This is a genomic window from Streptomyces sp. NPDC000410 (genome assembly GCF_040300305.1).
Taxonomy (GTDB): Bacteria; Actinomycetota; Actinomycetes; order Streptomycetales; family Streptomycetaceae; genus Streptomyces.
Map to the genome: position 1 here is coordinate 1 of NZ_JBEPDM010000059.1, position 14,003 is coordinate 14,003.

The window sequence follows — 14,003 nt, forward strand, 5'->3', positions numbered from 1 at the left end:
GGTCTTTCTGACACCGGAAAAGCTACGTTGCGTTCGAAGACCTGGCAACCAACTCGTTGCGACAGAACAGCATCATCGCAGGTAGAAGCCGTGAAATCGTTGCAACGTTCCAAGAATTAACGCAACACGCTTCCGCCTGCACGTTGCAATGGATTGCGAGTGAACGCCATGGTGCAGGCATCCACGGCCCCGGCCTGCCTACGGAGGAGGCGACCGGGGCCGGCCTGTGGATGTGACGGGCGAGGCGCCTGTGGGGTCAGTCGAAGTCGAACGTGGCGACGACGGGGGCGTGGTCGGACTCGGGGTACTTGGTGTCGGTGGCGAAGGCGATGGAGTCGTCGTGCAGCATCTCGTTGTGGATCTCTGAACCGCGGTAGTGGGCGAGGAGGTTACGGGTCACGAGCATGTGGTCGATCATCTGGCCGCGGCCGTGGTGGAAGAGGGTGTAGCGGGCGTCGGTGGGGATGGTGTTCTCGATGGGGACCAGGACCCGGGCGGCGAGGTCGCCGTTGTTCGTGTCCTCGACATTGCCGCAGATCGCCAGCACCGGCACTTCTTCGGGCTCGGCGTTGAAGTCACCGGCGACGACGATCCGCGCGTCCGCATCGTCGTCGAGGATCTGGTCGATGAGGCGCCTGACTTCCAGGGCCTGGCTCATGCGCTTCATGGACGACAGGAAGCTGCCTTCGGCCCAGGCGTCGGCGGTGCGCCAGATGCCCTTCTTGGGATCCGCCACCTGGCCGGGGATCTCGCTGGGGATCTTGGACTTCAGATGCACGGTGATGATGTGCAGCAGGCGGCCGGGTGCTGCGTGGTCGATGTCGATCTGCGCGTGCAGGATGGGCCGCTCGATACCGATCGGGACCGGTTGCGGGTCGGAAGGCTTGGCGGTGAGCCGCTGGTAGCGGGGCTCGGCGACCAGGTCGTTCTTCAGCTGCTGGTGCTTGAGGACCGGCAGATGGGTGGCGATGACCAGGTTGCGCACGTCGAAGACCGCGTCGTTCTTCGGCTTGGTGCTGACCAGGGGTGCGCCGTCGAGGTTGGTGCCGGCGAGCAGCTCCTTGAGCGCGAGCAGGTCGCGTGGCTGCCCGGGGCGCTCTTGCCCGTGGACTTCCTGGAAGCAGGCGATGTCCGCCCGAAGCCGAGTGATCTGAGGCTTCATCAGCGTGATGCGATCAGCCAGCGACGGGTGCGCTGTCGGGAGGGTCTCGTCGAAGTTCTCGAGGTTGAACGTGGCGATCCGGATCTGTGTCATAGGTGCCCCCAGGGCTCGCTTGGCATGGCCGGGACACGCACGTAACCAGAGCTTGCTGATGGTGGAGATCAGGCGCGCTCGGCGTTCCGCCGACTGCCAGACGCTCCCGCTCCGTTCGGCGTAACACCCGGCCGAAGTGGCGTGACACGCGGTCACGCGGCGAGCAGGAGCACGCTGATCGCCGGCACCCACGGCGGTGCCCCCGTGGGTGCCGTAAACGGCGGCCTTGGGCCCGTTGCTGAGCAGTGGGCGTGCCGGGAAGGCCGAAGTCGGCTGCGGCCTGCGGTGCCCAAGGCGCGCGCCGATGAAAATGTGCGAGCACGCTGGCGACGTTGGTGAGCATGAGTTGCTTCACCTCTCGGCGGCAGCGCCACATAGATGTCTAGCGGCGCTAGTAGTTATGCCGATGGCAAACTTGCCCTCGACAGAATGCCTAGCGTCGCTAGAATAGCGCTATGTCCGCCATCAGCGAGCGCCGTGAACGTGAACGCGCCCACCGTCATCAACTGATCATCGCGGCCGCGCGCGAGCTTGCCGAGGCCGAAGGCTGGGAGGCAGTGACGACGAGGCGGCTGGCTGAACGCGTCGAGTACAGCCAGCCGGTGCTGTACAGCCACTTCAACGGCAAAAACGCCATCGTGACCGCCGTCGCCATCGACGGCTTCAGCGAACTCGCGGCTCACCTGCGCCGCGCCCGGGAGGCCGCCCCCGAGCCGGGGCAAGCCCTGCGGGCTGTCTGCCGCGCCTATCTGGACTTCGCGACCGAGCGGCCCGCCCTGTACCAGCCCATGTTCGTCCTGCCCGCCGAATTGAAGTTCGCGAGCGCCGAGACGCCGCCTCCGTTACGGGCCGCTTTCGGCGAGTTCGTCAGCTGCTTCCGCCCGGACAACGAGCGGCGCGAACTGTTCGCCGAAGTCATCTGGAGGGTGTTGCACGGCATGGCCGTCCTGTCGGGCAGCGACCGCATCCCCCCGGCCGGTCAGGAGGAACGGCTCGCTTTCCTTGTCACTCGGATCGCCGACACCCCCAGCGGGCCGACCGTGCCATGAGGGGCAAGGGAAGGCCGAGCATCCGAGCCGAGCCACTGGACGCGTACCGCGCGCAGCAGCACTGCCGTCGACGCCATACGGGTCGGTGGTTCCCAGGTCCGGCAGTTCCACCGGTGGGCGATCACCCTTCGCCCACCGGCCGTCCCTCCGTCAGGTCCCGTACCGCCCGCTCCAGCCGCGTCTGCCGGGTCTCCGGCGTCGCGGCCTGGAGCAGTGGCAGCATCACGAGGTAGCGGGCGGTCCGGTCGAGCGCGTCGAACGCCGTACGCGCCGCCGGGTCCGCGGCAAGCGCCGCCGTAAGGTCGTCCGGGACAACAGCTGTCGCTTGCGATGCATACGCACGGTCCCAGCGGCCGTCCTCCCGGGCCCGTTGGACCTCGGCCAGGCCGGGCTCGCGCATCCGGCCCGCTGCCGCCAGGGCAGCGACCTTCTCGACATTCACCCGCGACCAGAGGCTCCTCGGCCGGCGTGGCCCGTACTTCTGCAGGTAATACCGGTCGTCCAAGCCGCGACGCTGCCCGGAGATCCAGCCCCAGCACAGCCCCACGTCGACCAGTTCGTCATCCGTGACCGAAGCGATCCCCGACGCCTTCTTCGCCACCTTGACCCACACGCCGTCGCGGCGGGTGTGGTGCTCGGACAGCCAGTCCTCAAAGGCCGCCGCGTCCGGGAACGCGACGACTTCAACCCCGTTGAACTCCTCCATGCGGGCCAGGCTAGCCCGGCCGCGCTCCGGCGAACCTCCCGGTGGCAGCACTGGCGCAGACAACCTTCCCGCAGCAACCAACCGGCGCCGCCGTCAACCATGCCCGCATCGAGGCCCGCCTCACCGCAACGCCGCAGGCCCGCACCGGCGCCAGCCACTTCGCAGCACTTGGTCCCGCCGGCCAACAGATCGACGGGGCGTAGCAACGGAACCCGAGTGCACGAACAGCGTCTCGTACGGAGGCCGCCCCTTCGCATCCGTCCGGGGCGCCACAAAGTCCGGCGTACGAGCTGCAGCTCGTAGGTCCGCAGGACGGGCTTGCGCAACCAGTCTTGCGGCCACACGTCCCGGACCCAGGAGCCGATGGTGGTGGCGACCGCGCGGGGGCCTTGCGCATCTCGCGGTGAGGTGGATCCGTCCGGCGAGGTGGTCGCGGATCGCGTCGGCGATCTCGCGGCGCGGATGATTCTCCGGCCGGCTCCCCGTGGCGGTTTCGCAGGCCGGGGCGGCAGCAGCGGTTCGACCGAACCAGCGACAGCCCGGGCGAACGGGCGGGAGGGAAGATCGTGATCCTCTCGGCTCGCCGCGTGACCAGGAACTACTGTCGAGAGCATGGTCGAACACGCTGCCCTCAGTGCCACCCGCGAGGCTTACGACGCTGCTGCTCCCACCTATACGCATCTGTTCCGCGACAGCCTCCGTGACAGTCCCCTGGACCGTGGGATCTTGGGTGTCTTCGCCGAGGTCGTACGTGCTGGTGGGGACGGTCAGGTCGCGGACCTGGGGTGTGGGCCTGGCTACGTCACTGCTTATCTGGACGAGCTGGGGCTGTCGGCGTTCGGTGTTGATGCCTCTCCTGCGATGATCAAGTTGGCTCGACAGGCCTATCCGGGCCTGCGGTTCGACGTGGGCTCGATGACCGCGTTGAACATCGCTGACGGCGTGCTGGGCGGCGTACTCTCACGTTGGTCCATCATCCACACGCCGCCGCAGGAACTCCCCGTCATCCTGGCGGAGTTCCATCGTGTGCTGGCACCTGGCGGCCACCTGCTGATCGGCTTCTCGGCCAGCGATGATCCGGCTCACCCGACACAGGTCTTCGATCACGCGGTCGCGCCGGCGTATCGGTGGTGGCCTGATCACCTCGCCGCGTTGCTGCACGAGTCCGGGTTGACCGAGGTGGCCCGGATGGTTCGCGAGCCTCAGCCCACGGACCGGAGGCAGTTCAAGGAGATTCAACTGCTTGCCCGCAAAGCCTAGGCAAGGGCAGTTGGGCCTGCCGTACGAGCCGGTACGTCGGAGGCGGCCCATGGCGGGGTCGGGCTTCGGCCTATGGCTGGTTCTTTGCCGTGCGCGCAGTGGAGGACAGCCACTGAGCGGCGAGGTCGGTGACGATCGCTCCGCCTCGGTCGCTCAGGTGGATGTGGTCGACGAACAGTTCGAGTCCGTTGTCGCGCGCGGCTTCGTCCCAGCTGCGTCCGAGCAGGTAGTGCTTGGTGGCCGCCAGGTAGGCCGTGGTGAAGCTGAAGTCGTACGCGGTCCGGCCGCCCTGGTTGCGGAGGTGGTCGGTGAACCGCTCGTTGACGGGTATGTAGTCGGCCTTGGTGCGGGTGGCGGTCTCCTTGACTACGGCGTTGTAGTCGCGGAGTTCGTGGTTGATCTCGGCGTCGAGGTCTTCGCCGAGCGGGGGCAGGGACATCAGCGCGATGCGGGCGGAGGTCTTGTCATCGATGCGGTCGACGATCGCGGTGAGGTTGTCCCGGTACTCCTCCACAGGAACGCCGTTGCGGACGTCGTTGGCGCCGATGAGGACGGTGACCATCTCCGGGTCGCACGCCACGATGTCGCTGTCGACGCGCCCGCGCAGGTCCGCGCTGGTGTTGCCGTTGTCGCCGGCGTTGACGAACTCGTAACCCTGGAACTCGGCCATTTCGCGCAGGTCGCCGACCCAGTCCCGGCCAAGTGTGCCCTGGGTCATGCTCGCTCCGGCCGCGACGACCACCGGGCCGCTGCCTCTCGGGCGCCCGTCGGCGCAGGCGTCGGCGGGTGGGTTGGTGGGCGCGCGCAGGAAGGTGAGGTAGCCGACGGTGCCGGCTGCCCCCAGCGCGGCCAGGACCAACGTGCACAGGGTGATGACGATCCGCTTCTTCGTGAACAGCTGTCTCATGCTCAGTACCCCAGGGCGATGGTGTGGCCGGCGGTGTCCGGGGCGGCCAGCGTGGCGAGGATGGCGTGGGCGAGATCGGCGCGGGCGATGGTGATGCCGCCGCGCACATTGCGGTCGGTGGCGGTGCGGTAGGGGCGGGGCCGGCCGTCGGTGAGGCGGGGCGGCCGCATGATCGTCCAGTCCAGACCACTGGCATGGACGGCCTCGTCGGTACGGACGAAGTCGGCGAAGCCCTCCCGCAGGTACCGCCGCAGCATGGGCTTGACCACGCTACGGGTGAACGGTCCGTCGCCGTCGTCGACGATGTGGCCGCTGGCCGTGACAGCGACCAGGCGGCGGCAGCCGGTGGCCCGCATCGCGGTGATGATCGCGCGGGCGCCGTCGCTGCACACCGAGGAGTCACCCTTGGCGCGGGGGCCCAGGGCCGAGACGACGGCATCCTGTCCGGCCACCGCCTCGGTGATCGCCTCAGGGTCCATGACGTCGGCCTTCACGACGTCGAGCCGCGGGTGGGCGGCCTGGCGCAGACCGGCCGGGTTCCGCACGACCGCGGTGACGTGATGTCCGGCCTCCAGTGCCTGGTGCACGAGGTGCTGTCCGGTGCCGCCGGTCGCCCCGAAAACAGTGATGCGCATGATGCCCCTCCAACTGGGGGTTAGTGAACACTAGCCCCCAGGATGCGCTAGTGTTCACTAACCTGTCAAGCGAAGAAGGGAAGGACAGCGATGAGCACACGGGAGCGGATCCTCGACGCGGCGGCGGACATCCTGCGCACCCGCGGCGTCGTCCATGCCACGACCAAGGAGATCGCGCAGGCGACAGGCGTGTCGGAGCCCACGCTGTACAAGTACTTCGGCGACAAGGAGCGGCTACTGCTCGCCGTCCTGGAGGAAAGGGTGCCCGGCCTGTCCCGCGTCTCGGTCCGTCCGGGAGAGGGCGACGTCGAGGAGAATCTCGCCGAACTCGCCCACGCGTGCCTGGACTTCTACCAGCGGTCGATCCCGATGCTGGGCGCGCTCCTGGCGGACCCGCAGCGCATGGCGGCACACCGCGTGGTGATGAGCCGCCACGGCGGCGGCCCGGAGAAAGCGGTCGCCGGCTTCGCCGCCTACCTGCGGGCCGAGCAGGACCTCGGCCGCATCGCCGAGGACGCGGACCCCGACTCGTCCGCGGCCCTGCTGATCGGCGCGTGCTTCCAGGAGGCGTTCCTGCGTTACTACGCCCAGGGCCCCGACGCCGACCCCGCCCCACGCTCCCACGCCGAGGCCCTCGCCCGATCGGTCGTCAGACCGCTTCTGTGACCCGACGCGGAAGAAACGGTCGAACCCCCATGCGGTTACGCCCTTCTCGACGAGACGGGGGCGGTGAGGCGCGGACGGCGGTACGGGCAGCCGACGGCCCGGCCGTAGCGAGAGGACGCGTGCCGCCTCCGACCGCACAGCGCGAAAAGACGGTCGACCGGTGCTGCTTCCGCCTGTTAGCGTCGGCGTCATGTGCTTCGTCATCCACAACTGGCGCTCCATCCGTCTCCGGTCGGCGTACTGACCGCGGTGCCGGCCTTCGCCGACACCAGGTCCCACGTCCACCGTTCGCCTCTGGATGACGAGGATCTTCACCATGCGCGCCAACTCGCGCCCCACTTTCGTGTTCGTGCACGGCGGTTCCAGCAACGCGCGGGCCTGGGGCCCGTTGCAGAACGAACTGGCCCTGCTCGGACACCGCTCGTACGCCGTCGACCTGCCCGGCCACGGCGACCGCGCTGACGGCCCCGCCGCCTACTACCGCCTGCCTCAGGACACCGCGGCACTGGCCGCCGCCCCCTCCCCGACGCGCGGTGTGTCGTTGCACGACAACGTCACGCATGTTGTCGGTCTCCTGCACCGGATCGCCCAACACGGTCCGGTGGTCCTGGTCGGCAACAGCCTTGGCGGTCTGACCATCAGTGCCGTCGCCAACACCGCACCCCAACTGCTCCACCGAGTGGTCTATCTCTCCGCGCTCTGCCTCAGCGACCCGGCCATGCTCACCGAGCCGTGGGGCGTCGTCGACGACAGCCTGCTGGACGCCGCGGCGGCGCGGATCACCGTGCCGACGGACATGTCCGATCCCGGTGTCGTCCGGCTGAACTGGCGCAGCGCGCACGCCGATCCGGAGCTGTTCGCCGAGTTGAAGTCCGTCGTCATGGCCGATGCGACGGACCACCAGTTCCGGGTGCTGCTGGACTCCATGGACCCCGACGAGAACCACTCGGTGATGGAACCGGCGGCACTGGTCCAGGCCGACACGTGGGGACGTGTCCCGCACACCTACGTCCGTCTCTCCGAGGACCGCAGCCTCACCCCGGCCGTCCAGTCCTACATGATCCGCAAGGCGGACATGCTGACCCCGCACAACCCGTTCGACGTGCATACCCTGGCCGCTTCGCACGTCGGCTACTTCAGCCGCCCACAGCCCTTCGCCGAGCTGCTGACCCGCCTCGTCTGACGCGCTCCCGAGCCGCTGCGTCCCCGCCGCCACTGGCGGCGGGGACGCCTGGGCAGCCCTGGCGATCAGCACGTGCGGAGGGTGGTGCGGAGTAGTTGCCGCCCAGGCACGCGGGCGGGGGGTGCCGCGTCCGTCAGGAGCTGACCGTCCCTGGGGCGGTGTTGGCCGATTCGGGTTCCCGTCGTACGCGACCCGCGACCGCCGCGACCGCCGCGACCGCCGCGGACGCCGGACGCCGGATGCCGGATGTGCGGACCGACCACCCGACTCGCGGGTCAGTAGTGCTGGACCAGGCAGAATTCGTGGTCCTCGGGATCGGCCATGACGACGACCACGCCCTCGTCGTAGTCGTGCCGTTCTCCGGTGGGCCGACCGCCGAGTGCGGTGACCTGGGCGATGCCCTGGCCGATGTCGTCGACCGCGATGTCGAGGTGCAGGCGTACTTTGCCGTGCTTCGGCCGGTCCACGGGCTGGAAGACGAGGCGGGGCTGTGGGTCGCCGGGATGGCCGAGATAGACCCAGCCCGGCCGGGACGGCCCCTGCGGGCGGTTCAGCAGTGCGCTCCAGAAGCCCGCGACCCGTTCCACGTCGACGCAGTCGATGGTCACGCCGACCCAGCGGTTGGTCATGTCGTCAGTGCTCCTGTGGTGTCGTGCGGACGGGTGTTGTCGCGTGGGTTGTCGGCGGCTCGGGATCCACCGGCCCGGCAGGCCGTGAGACCAGGGGCCGTGCCGCGGCGGAAGCGGGGTGGGGTCGTCCCCTGCGAACTCGTTGCTCGGCGAGCAGGCCGGCCGCGATGGCGGGTGTCGTCCGGTGGGGCCGGGCCGCCTGGAAGACCTGTCGGAGAGTGTCTGCGATGCCGTTGACGCGTTCGGTCAGCCGTTCCTCGGATTCGTGTCGTAGCTCGACACCGGTGGCATGGATGACTCCGCCGGCGCTGACGACGACGTCCGGCGCCCAGAGCAGGCCTCGGGCCGCGAGGAGGCCGGCGGTGGCCGGTTCGTCGAGTTGGTTGTTGGCCGGGCCGGCGACGGCGGCGCACCGCAGCAGCGGCACCGAGCGGGCGGTCAGCAGGCCGCCGAGCGCGGCCGGCACGAGGATGTCGACCTCCGTCGTGAGGGCGGCGGCCGGATCCACCCACCTCGCGCCCAGCTCGTCGGCCAGGGCGTGTGCGGCCGGGTTGACGTCCGTCACGACCAACCGCGCGCCCTCCCGGTGCAGGAGCCGGGCGACGTGGGCGCCGACCGCACCGAGCCCGATCACCCCGAAGGTCCGGCCGGCGAGCTCCGGTGAGCCGAAGGCCTCCTCGGCCACCGCGCCCAGCGCGGCGAGGGTGCCTCGCGCGGTATGGACGGAGGAGTCACCGCTGCCGCCGTCCTCGACGGGCCGGCAGCAGACATGCGTGGTGCGTTCACCGATCACGGACATGTCGGCCGGGCTGCTCCCCATGTCCGGACCGGTGATGTAGCGGCCGCCGAGCGATTCGATCACGTCGCCGAGGTCGTGGAGCAGCGCGGTGCGCTCGGCGTCGGCCGGCCGGGCCGGGGTCGGGAGGGCGACGACCGCCTTCGCGCCGCCGTGTTCCAGACCGGCCAGTGCGTTCTTCTCGGTCATCGCCACCGCCAGCCGCAGCGCGTCCGTGACAGCGGCTGCCGGATCGGAGTAGTGAGCGATCCGGCACCCGCCCGCTGCCGGGCCCAGAGCGGTGGAGTGGATCGCGACACTGATCGCGAGGCCGCTGCGGCGGCCGCGTACGACCTGCACCAATTCGTGAGTAGGGTTCGGGATGTTGGGGGACAAGGCCTGCTCAAGTGCGGCTGTCATGGCATCACGCTAGCCGTTTCGGCAAAGGTTGCGGCTGTCTGCCGAACCAAATTCGGTACGAGGGACATACTCGCCGCATGGACGAACTTGATTCGGCGATCATCCGGCATCTGCAGCGCGATGCGCGGCAGACCAACCGCGACATCGCCCGCACCCTCGGCATCGCTCCGTCGACCTGCCTCGAACGCATCCGGGCACTGCGTGCCCGAGGGGTCATCACCGGCTACCACGCCGCAGTCGACCCGGCCGCCCTGAACCGCCATGTCCAGGCGCTCATCCACTTCCAGATCCGCCCCCTCAGCCGGGCGGTCATCGAGGCGTTCAAGACCTATGCCGCGGGCCTGCCCGAGGTCAGTACGGTCTATGTCGTCACCGGCGGCGACGACATGATCGTGCACGTCTCCGTTCCCAGCGTGGACTACCTCCATGCCTTCCTCATGGACAAGTTCACCGAGCGCCGTGAAGTCGTCGGATTCCGCACCTCCGTGATCTACCAGCACACCCACAACCAGGCCCTCGCCCCCCTCGCACCCCTCACACCCTGAACCGCAATGCCCCCGCAGACCCTCGCCGGGCGACCAAGTGCGACCGAGGGTGCGTGGCGCGCACCGGACGGACCGGCCCCGGCTGGGGGACGTCGCGCCAGGCCGTCTCTTCCGGGTCGAGCCCGACAGCGTGGGTCCGGCTTGACCCGGAAGACGGCCTGGAGGGCGCCGATCCGTTCAGCTGTCCAGCGGGTGCGGGTTCGCCAGGACGCGTTCGGCGAGACCGCCTCGTACGGACGCCGCCGGGGAACTCTCCGGCTTGCGCGCGGCCTGGTCACGGAAGCAGGCCAGGAACTCGTCCGCGAGGCCCTCACGGGGGTACCGGGCCAGGACCTCCGCCCGGAACGCGGCGGTGAAGTCGTCCGCGTTCCGCCCGGAGATGTCCACGCCGGTGGCCCGCTCCAGCAGATGGCCCTCCGGGTCCTCCCGTACGTCCACCGAGTCCCACATGTGCCGCACGATGACCTCGGACAGCCGCTGCCGGCGCTCCACCGGCCATCCTGCTCCGGCGCCGAACACCCAGGCCACGTGCCCGCCGGCCTCGTCGAAGGCGACGGTGTGGCTGTCGAACTCCGCGACCAGTCCTATGTCGTGGAGCAGCGCGGCCACGTACAGCAGCTCGGCGTCGTGCTCGATGCCCTGGTCCGCGGCGTACGCGGAGGCCCACACATAGGACCGCACCGAGTGGTTCAGCAGGGCCGGGCTGCAGTAGGCGGTGGCGACTTCGAGAGCGGCGGCACAGGCGGCGGTGCCGGGGGCGGCGGGTACGGTCAGCGCTTCGAGGGACGTTTGGAGAGTCATGGTGCAGAGTATGCCGACCGCCCCGGTCCAATTCGATCATCGGTGCCCACCATCGCCGGCGTCTCCTGGGCCGGGGGCATGGCCTTTGCGCCCTTCCTGCTCGCTGTCAGCCGACGCTTCGCCGCCACCTACCTGGCCGGACTCCACGGAGCGGGCAACTCCCTCTGGTCCGGCCGGTGATCGAAACGAACCCGCCTGGGCCGTTCCGTTCGGACGTTTGGTTCTCGCCCGTCAGCATGCCGCCGGCCCGAACTGTCAGTGCCCGTCGCTACGGTGCACTTATGACCGACACTGCATTTTGGACCTGCCCACCCGACCGAGAGGTTCGGGGACATGGCGTTGACTACACCCTCACCCTTCTCCTTCCCCCCTTCCCCGCGGGCACGGTGAACTTCGCTCCCCACAACCCGGAAGAAGCCCGCCAGTTCGCCGAAAGCTTCGACACCGTCGACGAGGTTCTCGAAGAGCTGCCCGCCGCCTCCGCAGCCGACTCTCTGGCGCTGGAGACGCGGGCGGACCTGGACATCATCAGGGTGGGCTGCTGGGGCAACGTCATCTCCATAACCGACCCGGCCCTGGTCGACGGCATCGGCGATTCGCCGCTGCTCGGGGCATCCGCCACTCTCCACGAGCGCTATCCCGACGCCAGGATCGTCGGATCGGCCGACATCGACCTCGGGGAATACCACAGCGAAGACATCATCCAGCTTCCCGGCGGTCTGTTGCTGCACGCCGAAGGCTGGTCCGGAGTGGAGCCGTTGGAAGTCACCGGCGACCCTCAGGCCGTGGTGCGCGCCCTCGGCATCAGCCCTGAGACCCTCGTGGATGAATCGATCGACCTGGACGAGGAGTCCGATGAGATCGACTGGCGGGCCCTGGGCCGGCTCGCGCTCGGACCGTGCGACCCGTGGGGCCGCTCGGACCTCCGGATGTCCGTCTTCCGCGTCCGCCACACCAGCGGCTCCACCTTCCGGATGCAAGAGGCCTGGTTCTGGAACTAGTAACGATCCAGAATCCCGCCTCCATGGCGTGGAGCCCCGTGGGCAATCGGGACTCAGGGGCGGGTTCACGACCCCTGCCCCCTGTCCGTCCCGCTCCATGTGAGGAGGCTCGGTTCCGACCGAGGCCCTACGGAGAAGGCGTCGGCGCTCTCAGCGGCGCTGGAGGGTGCCGAGTGCCTTTCGCAGGACATGGATGGCTTGTTCGACGGCCGCCCTTGTGGCCTTGGTGGAGCGGACCGGGTTGAGCATCATGAAGTCGTGGAGGATGCCGTTGTAGCGAACACTCGTGGTCGGGACGCCGGCCTGGGTGAGCTTGGCGGCGTAGGCCTCGCCCTCGTCGCGGAGGACGTCGTTCTCGTCGACGATCACAAGGGCCGGGGGGAGTCCTGCGAGGTCTTCGAGGGTGGCGCGCAGCGGCGATGCCGTGATCTCGTTTCGCTTCTCGGGAGAACTCGGGATGTACGCGTCCCAGAACCAGGCCATGGCCCGGGCGGTGAGGAAGGGGCCGTCGGCGAACTCCCGGTAGCTCTCCGTATCCTGACCGGCGTCGGTGACCGGGTAGTAGAGCGACTGGTGCACGAAGTGCACGTCCCCGCGTTGCTTGGCCATGATCGCGACCGCGGCGGTCATGTTGCCGCCGACGGAGTCGCCTGCGATGGCCATGCGGCTCGCGTCGAGATTCTCACCCGCCCCGTTCTTGGTGATCCACTGAGCGGTCGCGTACGCCTGCTCGATCGCGACGGGGTACTGAGCCTCCGGTGAGCGGTCGTACTCGACGAACGCGACTGCTGCCTGTACACCGTCGGCCAGTTCCCGAATGAGCCTGTCGTGCGTATCGGCGTTGCCGAGGATCCACCCGCCGCCGTGAATGTAGAGGATCACCGGCAGGGGCCCGGTGGCACCTACGGGTTTGATGAAGCGGACCCGCACGTCTCCGACCTCAGCCGGGACGGTGATCCACTTGTCCTCGCCGACCGGGACCTTCTCGACGGGGGCTGCCTGGATGTCATCGAGCACCTTGCGGGCGCCCTCGGGACCGAGCTCGTAGAGGAAGGGCGGGTTCGCGGTTGCATCCGCGAGTTCCTGGGCCTCCGGCTCAAGCACGTGCTTCGCCACGAGTCGACTCCTTTCGGTGAGATATTCGGAGATCGGTCGGTATCTCACCAGAGAAAGGTCTGCCGAGCCGGGATTGCGGCGGCCGTGTTATCCGCTTGGGAGTGAGGCAGCGCCCCGGCAACCGCATTTCGTCGGCACGAACCTGCTGATGCCGTGTCCCATGTCGCATCGCCGCTTCCGCGAGGGTCTGCCTGCCGAGCATTCCTTGGCGCTCGCCGCCGGCCGCTGTATCACCCGGATGGAGGGGGCGGATGGGTCCTGCGGGGACGCGGCCGGGCGTGGTCACCCACGCCGTGATCACTCCAGCGACACCGAGGGCCCCGCAGCACGGTCGGGTGGGGTTCCGGTTCAACGAGAAACTCCCTCGTAGTCCCGCCAACGGTGCTGAGCACGTCCGGGGCCTGTTCGAGGCTGGACGGCAGAGGGCGAGCTCACGCCTCCAGGCTGAGGGCGGAGTTCATGGATGAGCAGGCCCGCCGCAGGAGCGCCGACAGTTCGCCCGGTGTGCAGTCGGGCAGCCATTCGTCCAGAGCGCAGCGCCAGGCGGCTGTGAAGAACTCGATGAGGAGCCGCAGTTCGAGACGGTTGTGTCCGTCGAGTCGGCGCGCGATCTCGGCCTGGACCTCGGCGCAGTGACGCAGTGCGTACCCGTCGAGTGCGGGCGAGCCGGCGATCAGCCGGAGCGTGAGCGGGAAGCGCCGGTACCAGTCCTCGTCCATGCGCTCCAGGGTGGTCAGCATGGCGTCGAGGAACACATCGGCCAGCGGCCCGGACTTCTCGGTGCCGTCGAGGACTTCCAGGTAGACGTCCCAGACCTGTTTGACGGCGGTGAGCGCCACGTCTTCCTTGGAACGGAAGTTGCGGAAGAAGGTCCGCCGTGACACCTCTACCTGCTCCAGCAGCGCGTCCAGCGGAGTGCTGTCGAACCCGTGCTCGTCGAAGAGTGTGACGGCGGTGTCGGCCAGTGCCTGGCGAGTGCGCAGCTTCTTGCGCTCGCGCAGCGTGGCGGGCTGTTCGGAGGTGGTCATCACGAGCACTCTACCAAGCGCGCCGAG

General features: G+C 68.9%; 17 protein-coding genes. 8 read left to right on the plus strand and 9 right to left on the minus strand.

Going from position 1 to position 14,003, the window contains the following annotated elements; genetic code table 11:
- Positions 1-256: 256 nt before the first annotated feature.
- Positions 257-1,255 carry an endonuclease/exonuclease/phosphatase family protein gene (locus ABT342_RS33350; protein WP_351582087.1) on the minus strand — a complete coding sequence of 333 codons (999 nt, stop codon included), beginning with the start codon at positions 1,253-1,255 and terminating at the stop codon, positions 257-259.
- Positions 1,256-1,710: 455 nt separating this feature from the next.
- Between ABT342_RS33350 and ABT342_RS33355 the strand changes: the two genes are divergently transcribed.
- Complete coding sequence (locus ABT342_RS33355; protein ID WP_351582089.1) at positions 1,711-2,304, plus strand: TetR/AcrR family transcriptional regulator; 594 nt, start codon at positions 1,711-1,713, stop codon at positions 2,302-2,304.
- 121 nt (positions 2,305-2,425) lie between these two features.
- On the opposite strand, the gene ABT342_RS33360 is transcribed toward ABT342_RS33355, so the two are convergent.
- Positions 2,426-3,010, minus strand: a complete 585-nt coding sequence (locus ABT342_RS33360; protein WP_351582091.1) for a YdeI/OmpD-associated family protein — start codon at positions 3,008-3,010, stop codon at positions 2,426-2,428.
- 41 nt (positions 3,011-3,051) lie between these two features.
- Here ABT342_RS33360 and ABT342_RS33365 point away from each other — a divergent pair, with 41 nt between their 5' ends.
- Together ABT342_RS33365 and ABT342_RS33370 are read left to right on the plus strand one after the other, a co-directional pair.
- Positions 3,052-3,213: a hypothetical protein gene (locus ABT342_RS33365; protein ID WP_351582155.1), complete on the plus strand. Its 162-nt coding sequence runs from the start codon at positions 3,052-3,054 to the stop codon at positions 3,211-3,213.
- 409 nt (positions 3,214-3,622) lie between these two features.
- A complete protein-coding gene (locus tag ABT342_RS33370; protein ID WP_351582093.1) occupies positions 3,623-4,270 on the plus strand; it encodes a class I SAM-dependent methyltransferase in 648 nt (215 codons plus the stop codon).
- A gap of 70 nt (positions 4,271-4,340) precedes the next feature.
- On the opposite strand, the gene ABT342_RS33375 is transcribed toward ABT342_RS33370, so the two are convergent.
- Together ABT342_RS33375 and ABT342_RS33380 are read right to left on the minus strand one after the other, a co-directional pair.
- Positions 4,341-5,177 (minus strand): SGNH/GDSL hydrolase family protein, encoded by an 837-nt coding sequence (locus ABT342_RS33375; RefSeq protein WP_351582095.1) that lies wholly within the window; start codon positions 5,175-5,177, stop codon positions 4,341-4,343.
- 2 nt (positions 5,178-5,179) lie between these two features.
- On the minus strand, positions 5,180-5,812 hold the full coding sequence (locus ABT342_RS33380) for an NAD(P)-dependent oxidoreductase (protein ID WP_351582097.1): 633 nt from the start codon (positions 5,810-5,812) through the stop codon (positions 5,180-5,182).
- A gap of 90 nt (positions 5,813-5,902) precedes the next feature.
- Here ABT342_RS33380 and ABT342_RS33385 point away from each other — a divergent pair, with 90 nt between their 5' ends.
- Both ABT342_RS33385 and ABT342_RS33390 read left to right on the plus strand, forming a co-directional pair.
- Positions 5,903-6,478 (plus strand): TetR/AcrR family transcriptional regulator, encoded by a 576-nt coding sequence (locus ABT342_RS33385; protein ID WP_351582099.1) that lies wholly within the window; start codon positions 5,903-5,905, stop codon positions 6,476-6,478.
- A gap of 298 nt (positions 6,479-6,776) precedes the next feature.
- Positions 6,777-7,661 (plus strand): alpha/beta hydrolase, encoded by an 885-nt coding sequence (locus ABT342_RS33390; RefSeq protein WP_351582101.1) that lies wholly within the window; start codon positions 6,777-6,779, stop codon positions 7,659-7,661.
- Positions 7,662-7,936: 275 nt separating this feature from the next.
- Here the strand turns inward: ABT342_RS33390 and ABT342_RS33395 are convergent, their stop codons facing one another.
- Both ABT342_RS33395 and ABT342_RS33400 read right to left on the minus strand, forming a co-directional pair.
- On the minus strand, positions 7,937-8,290 hold the full coding sequence (locus ABT342_RS33395) for a VOC family protein (protein ID WP_351582103.1): 354 nt from the start codon (positions 8,288-8,290) through the stop codon (positions 7,937-7,939).
- Positions 8,291-8,294: 4 nt separating this feature from the next.
- Complete coding sequence (locus ABT342_RS33400) at positions 8,295-9,485, minus strand: Glu/Leu/Phe/Val dehydrogenase family protein (RefSeq protein ID WP_351582105.1); 1,191 nt, start codon at positions 9,483-9,485, stop codon at positions 8,295-8,297.
- A 77-nt stretch (positions 9,486-9,562) separates the two neighbouring features.
- Here ABT342_RS33400 and ABT342_RS33405 point away from each other — a divergent pair, with 77 nt between their 5' ends.
- Positions 9,563-10,030: an Lrp/AsnC family transcriptional regulator gene (locus ABT342_RS33405; RefSeq protein WP_351582107.1), complete on the plus strand. Its 468-nt coding sequence runs from the start codon at positions 9,563-9,565 to the stop codon at positions 10,028-10,030.
- 177 nt (positions 10,031-10,207) lie between these two features.
- Here ABT342_RS33405 and ABT342_RS33410 read toward each other — a convergent pair whose 3' ends face one another.
- Complete coding sequence (locus tag ABT342_RS33410) at positions 10,208-10,831, minus strand: HD domain-containing protein (protein WP_351582109.1); 624 nt, start codon at positions 10,829-10,831, stop codon at positions 10,208-10,210.
- Positions 10,832-10,873: 42 nt separating this feature from the next.
- Between ABT342_RS33410 and ABT342_RS33415 the strand changes: the two genes are divergently transcribed.
- Both ABT342_RS33415 and ABT342_RS33420 read left to right on the plus strand, forming a co-directional pair.
- Positions 10,874-11,011, plus strand: coding sequence for a hypothetical protein (locus ABT342_RS33415; protein WP_351582111.1), 138 nt, complete (start codon positions 10,874-10,876; stop codon positions 11,009-11,011).
- A 101-nt stretch (positions 11,012-11,112) separates the two neighbouring features.
- The gene (locus ABT342_RS33420) at positions 11,113-11,832 is read left to right on the plus strand and encodes a DUF6333 family protein (RefSeq protein ID WP_351582149.1); all 720 of its coding nucleotides are present in this window, start codon (positions 11,113-11,115) and stop codon (positions 11,830-11,832) included.
- 150 nt (positions 11,833-11,982) lie between these two features.
- On the opposite strand, the gene ABT342_RS33425 is transcribed toward ABT342_RS33420, so the two are convergent.
- Both ABT342_RS33425 and ABT342_RS33430 read right to left on the minus strand, forming a co-directional pair.
- Positions 11,983-12,948, minus strand: a complete 966-nt coding sequence (locus tag ABT342_RS33425; protein WP_351582113.1) for an alpha/beta hydrolase — start codon at positions 12,946-12,948, stop codon at positions 11,983-11,985.
- A gap of 431 nt (positions 12,949-13,379) precedes the next feature.
- A complete protein-coding gene (locus tag ABT342_RS33430) occupies positions 13,380-13,976 on the minus strand; it encodes a TetR/AcrR family transcriptional regulator (RefSeq protein WP_351582115.1) in 597 nt (198 codons plus the stop codon).
- Between the last annotated feature and the right edge of the window lie 27 nt (positions 13,977-14,003).

Coding starts and splice junctions, on each gene's coding strand:
- ABT342_RS33350 (WP_351582087.1), bottom strand. CDS start 1,255: ATGACACAGATCCGGATCGCCACGTTCAACCTCGAGAACTTCGACGAG.
- ABT342_RS33355 (WP_351582089.1), top strand. CDS start 1,711: ATGTCCGCCATCAGCGAGCGCCGTGAACGTGAACGCGCCCACCGTCAT.
- ABT342_RS33360 (WP_351582091.1), bottom strand. CDS start 3,010: ATGGAGGAGTTCAACGGGGTTGAAGTCGTCGCGTTCCCGGACGCGGCG.
- ABT342_RS33370 (WP_351582093.1), top strand. CDS start 3,623: ATGGTCGAACACGCTGCCCTCAGTGCCACCCGCGAGGCTTACGACGCT.
- ABT342_RS33375 (WP_351582095.1), bottom strand. CDS start 5,177: ATGAGACAGCTGTTCACGAAGAAGCGGATCGTCATCACCCTGTGCACG.
- ABT342_RS33380 (WP_351582097.1), bottom strand. CDS start 5,812: ATGCGCATCACTGTTTTCGGGGCGACCGGCGGCACCGGACAGCACCTC.
- ABT342_RS33385 (WP_351582099.1), top strand. CDS start 5,903: ATGAGCACACGGGAGCGGATCCTCGACGCGGCGGCGGACATCCTGCGC.
- ABT342_RS33390 (WP_351582101.1), top strand. CDS start 6,777: ATGACGAGGATCTTCACCATGCGCGCCAACTCGCGCCCCACTTTCGTG.
- ABT342_RS33395 (WP_351582103.1), bottom strand. CDS start 8,290: ATGACCAACCGCTGGGTCGGCGTGACCATCGACTGCGTCGACGTGGAA.
- ABT342_RS33400 (WP_351582105.1), bottom strand. CDS start 9,485: ATGACAGCCGCACTTGAGCAGGCCTTGTCCCCCAACATCCCGAACCCT.
- ABT342_RS33405 (WP_351582107.1), top strand. CDS start 9,563: ATGGACGAACTTGATTCGGCGATCATCCGGCATCTGCAGCGCGATGCG.
- ABT342_RS33410 (WP_351582109.1), bottom strand. CDS start 10,831: ATGACTCTCCAAACGTCCCTCGAAGCGCTGACCGTACCCGCCGCCCCC.
- ABT342_RS33420 (WP_351582149.1), top strand. CDS start 11,113: ATGACCGACACTGCATTTTGGACCTGCCCACCCGACCGAGAGGTTCGG.
- ABT342_RS33430 (WP_351582115.1), bottom strand. CDS start 13,976: ATGACCACCTCCGAACAGCCCGCCACGCTGCGCGAGCGCAAGAAGCTG.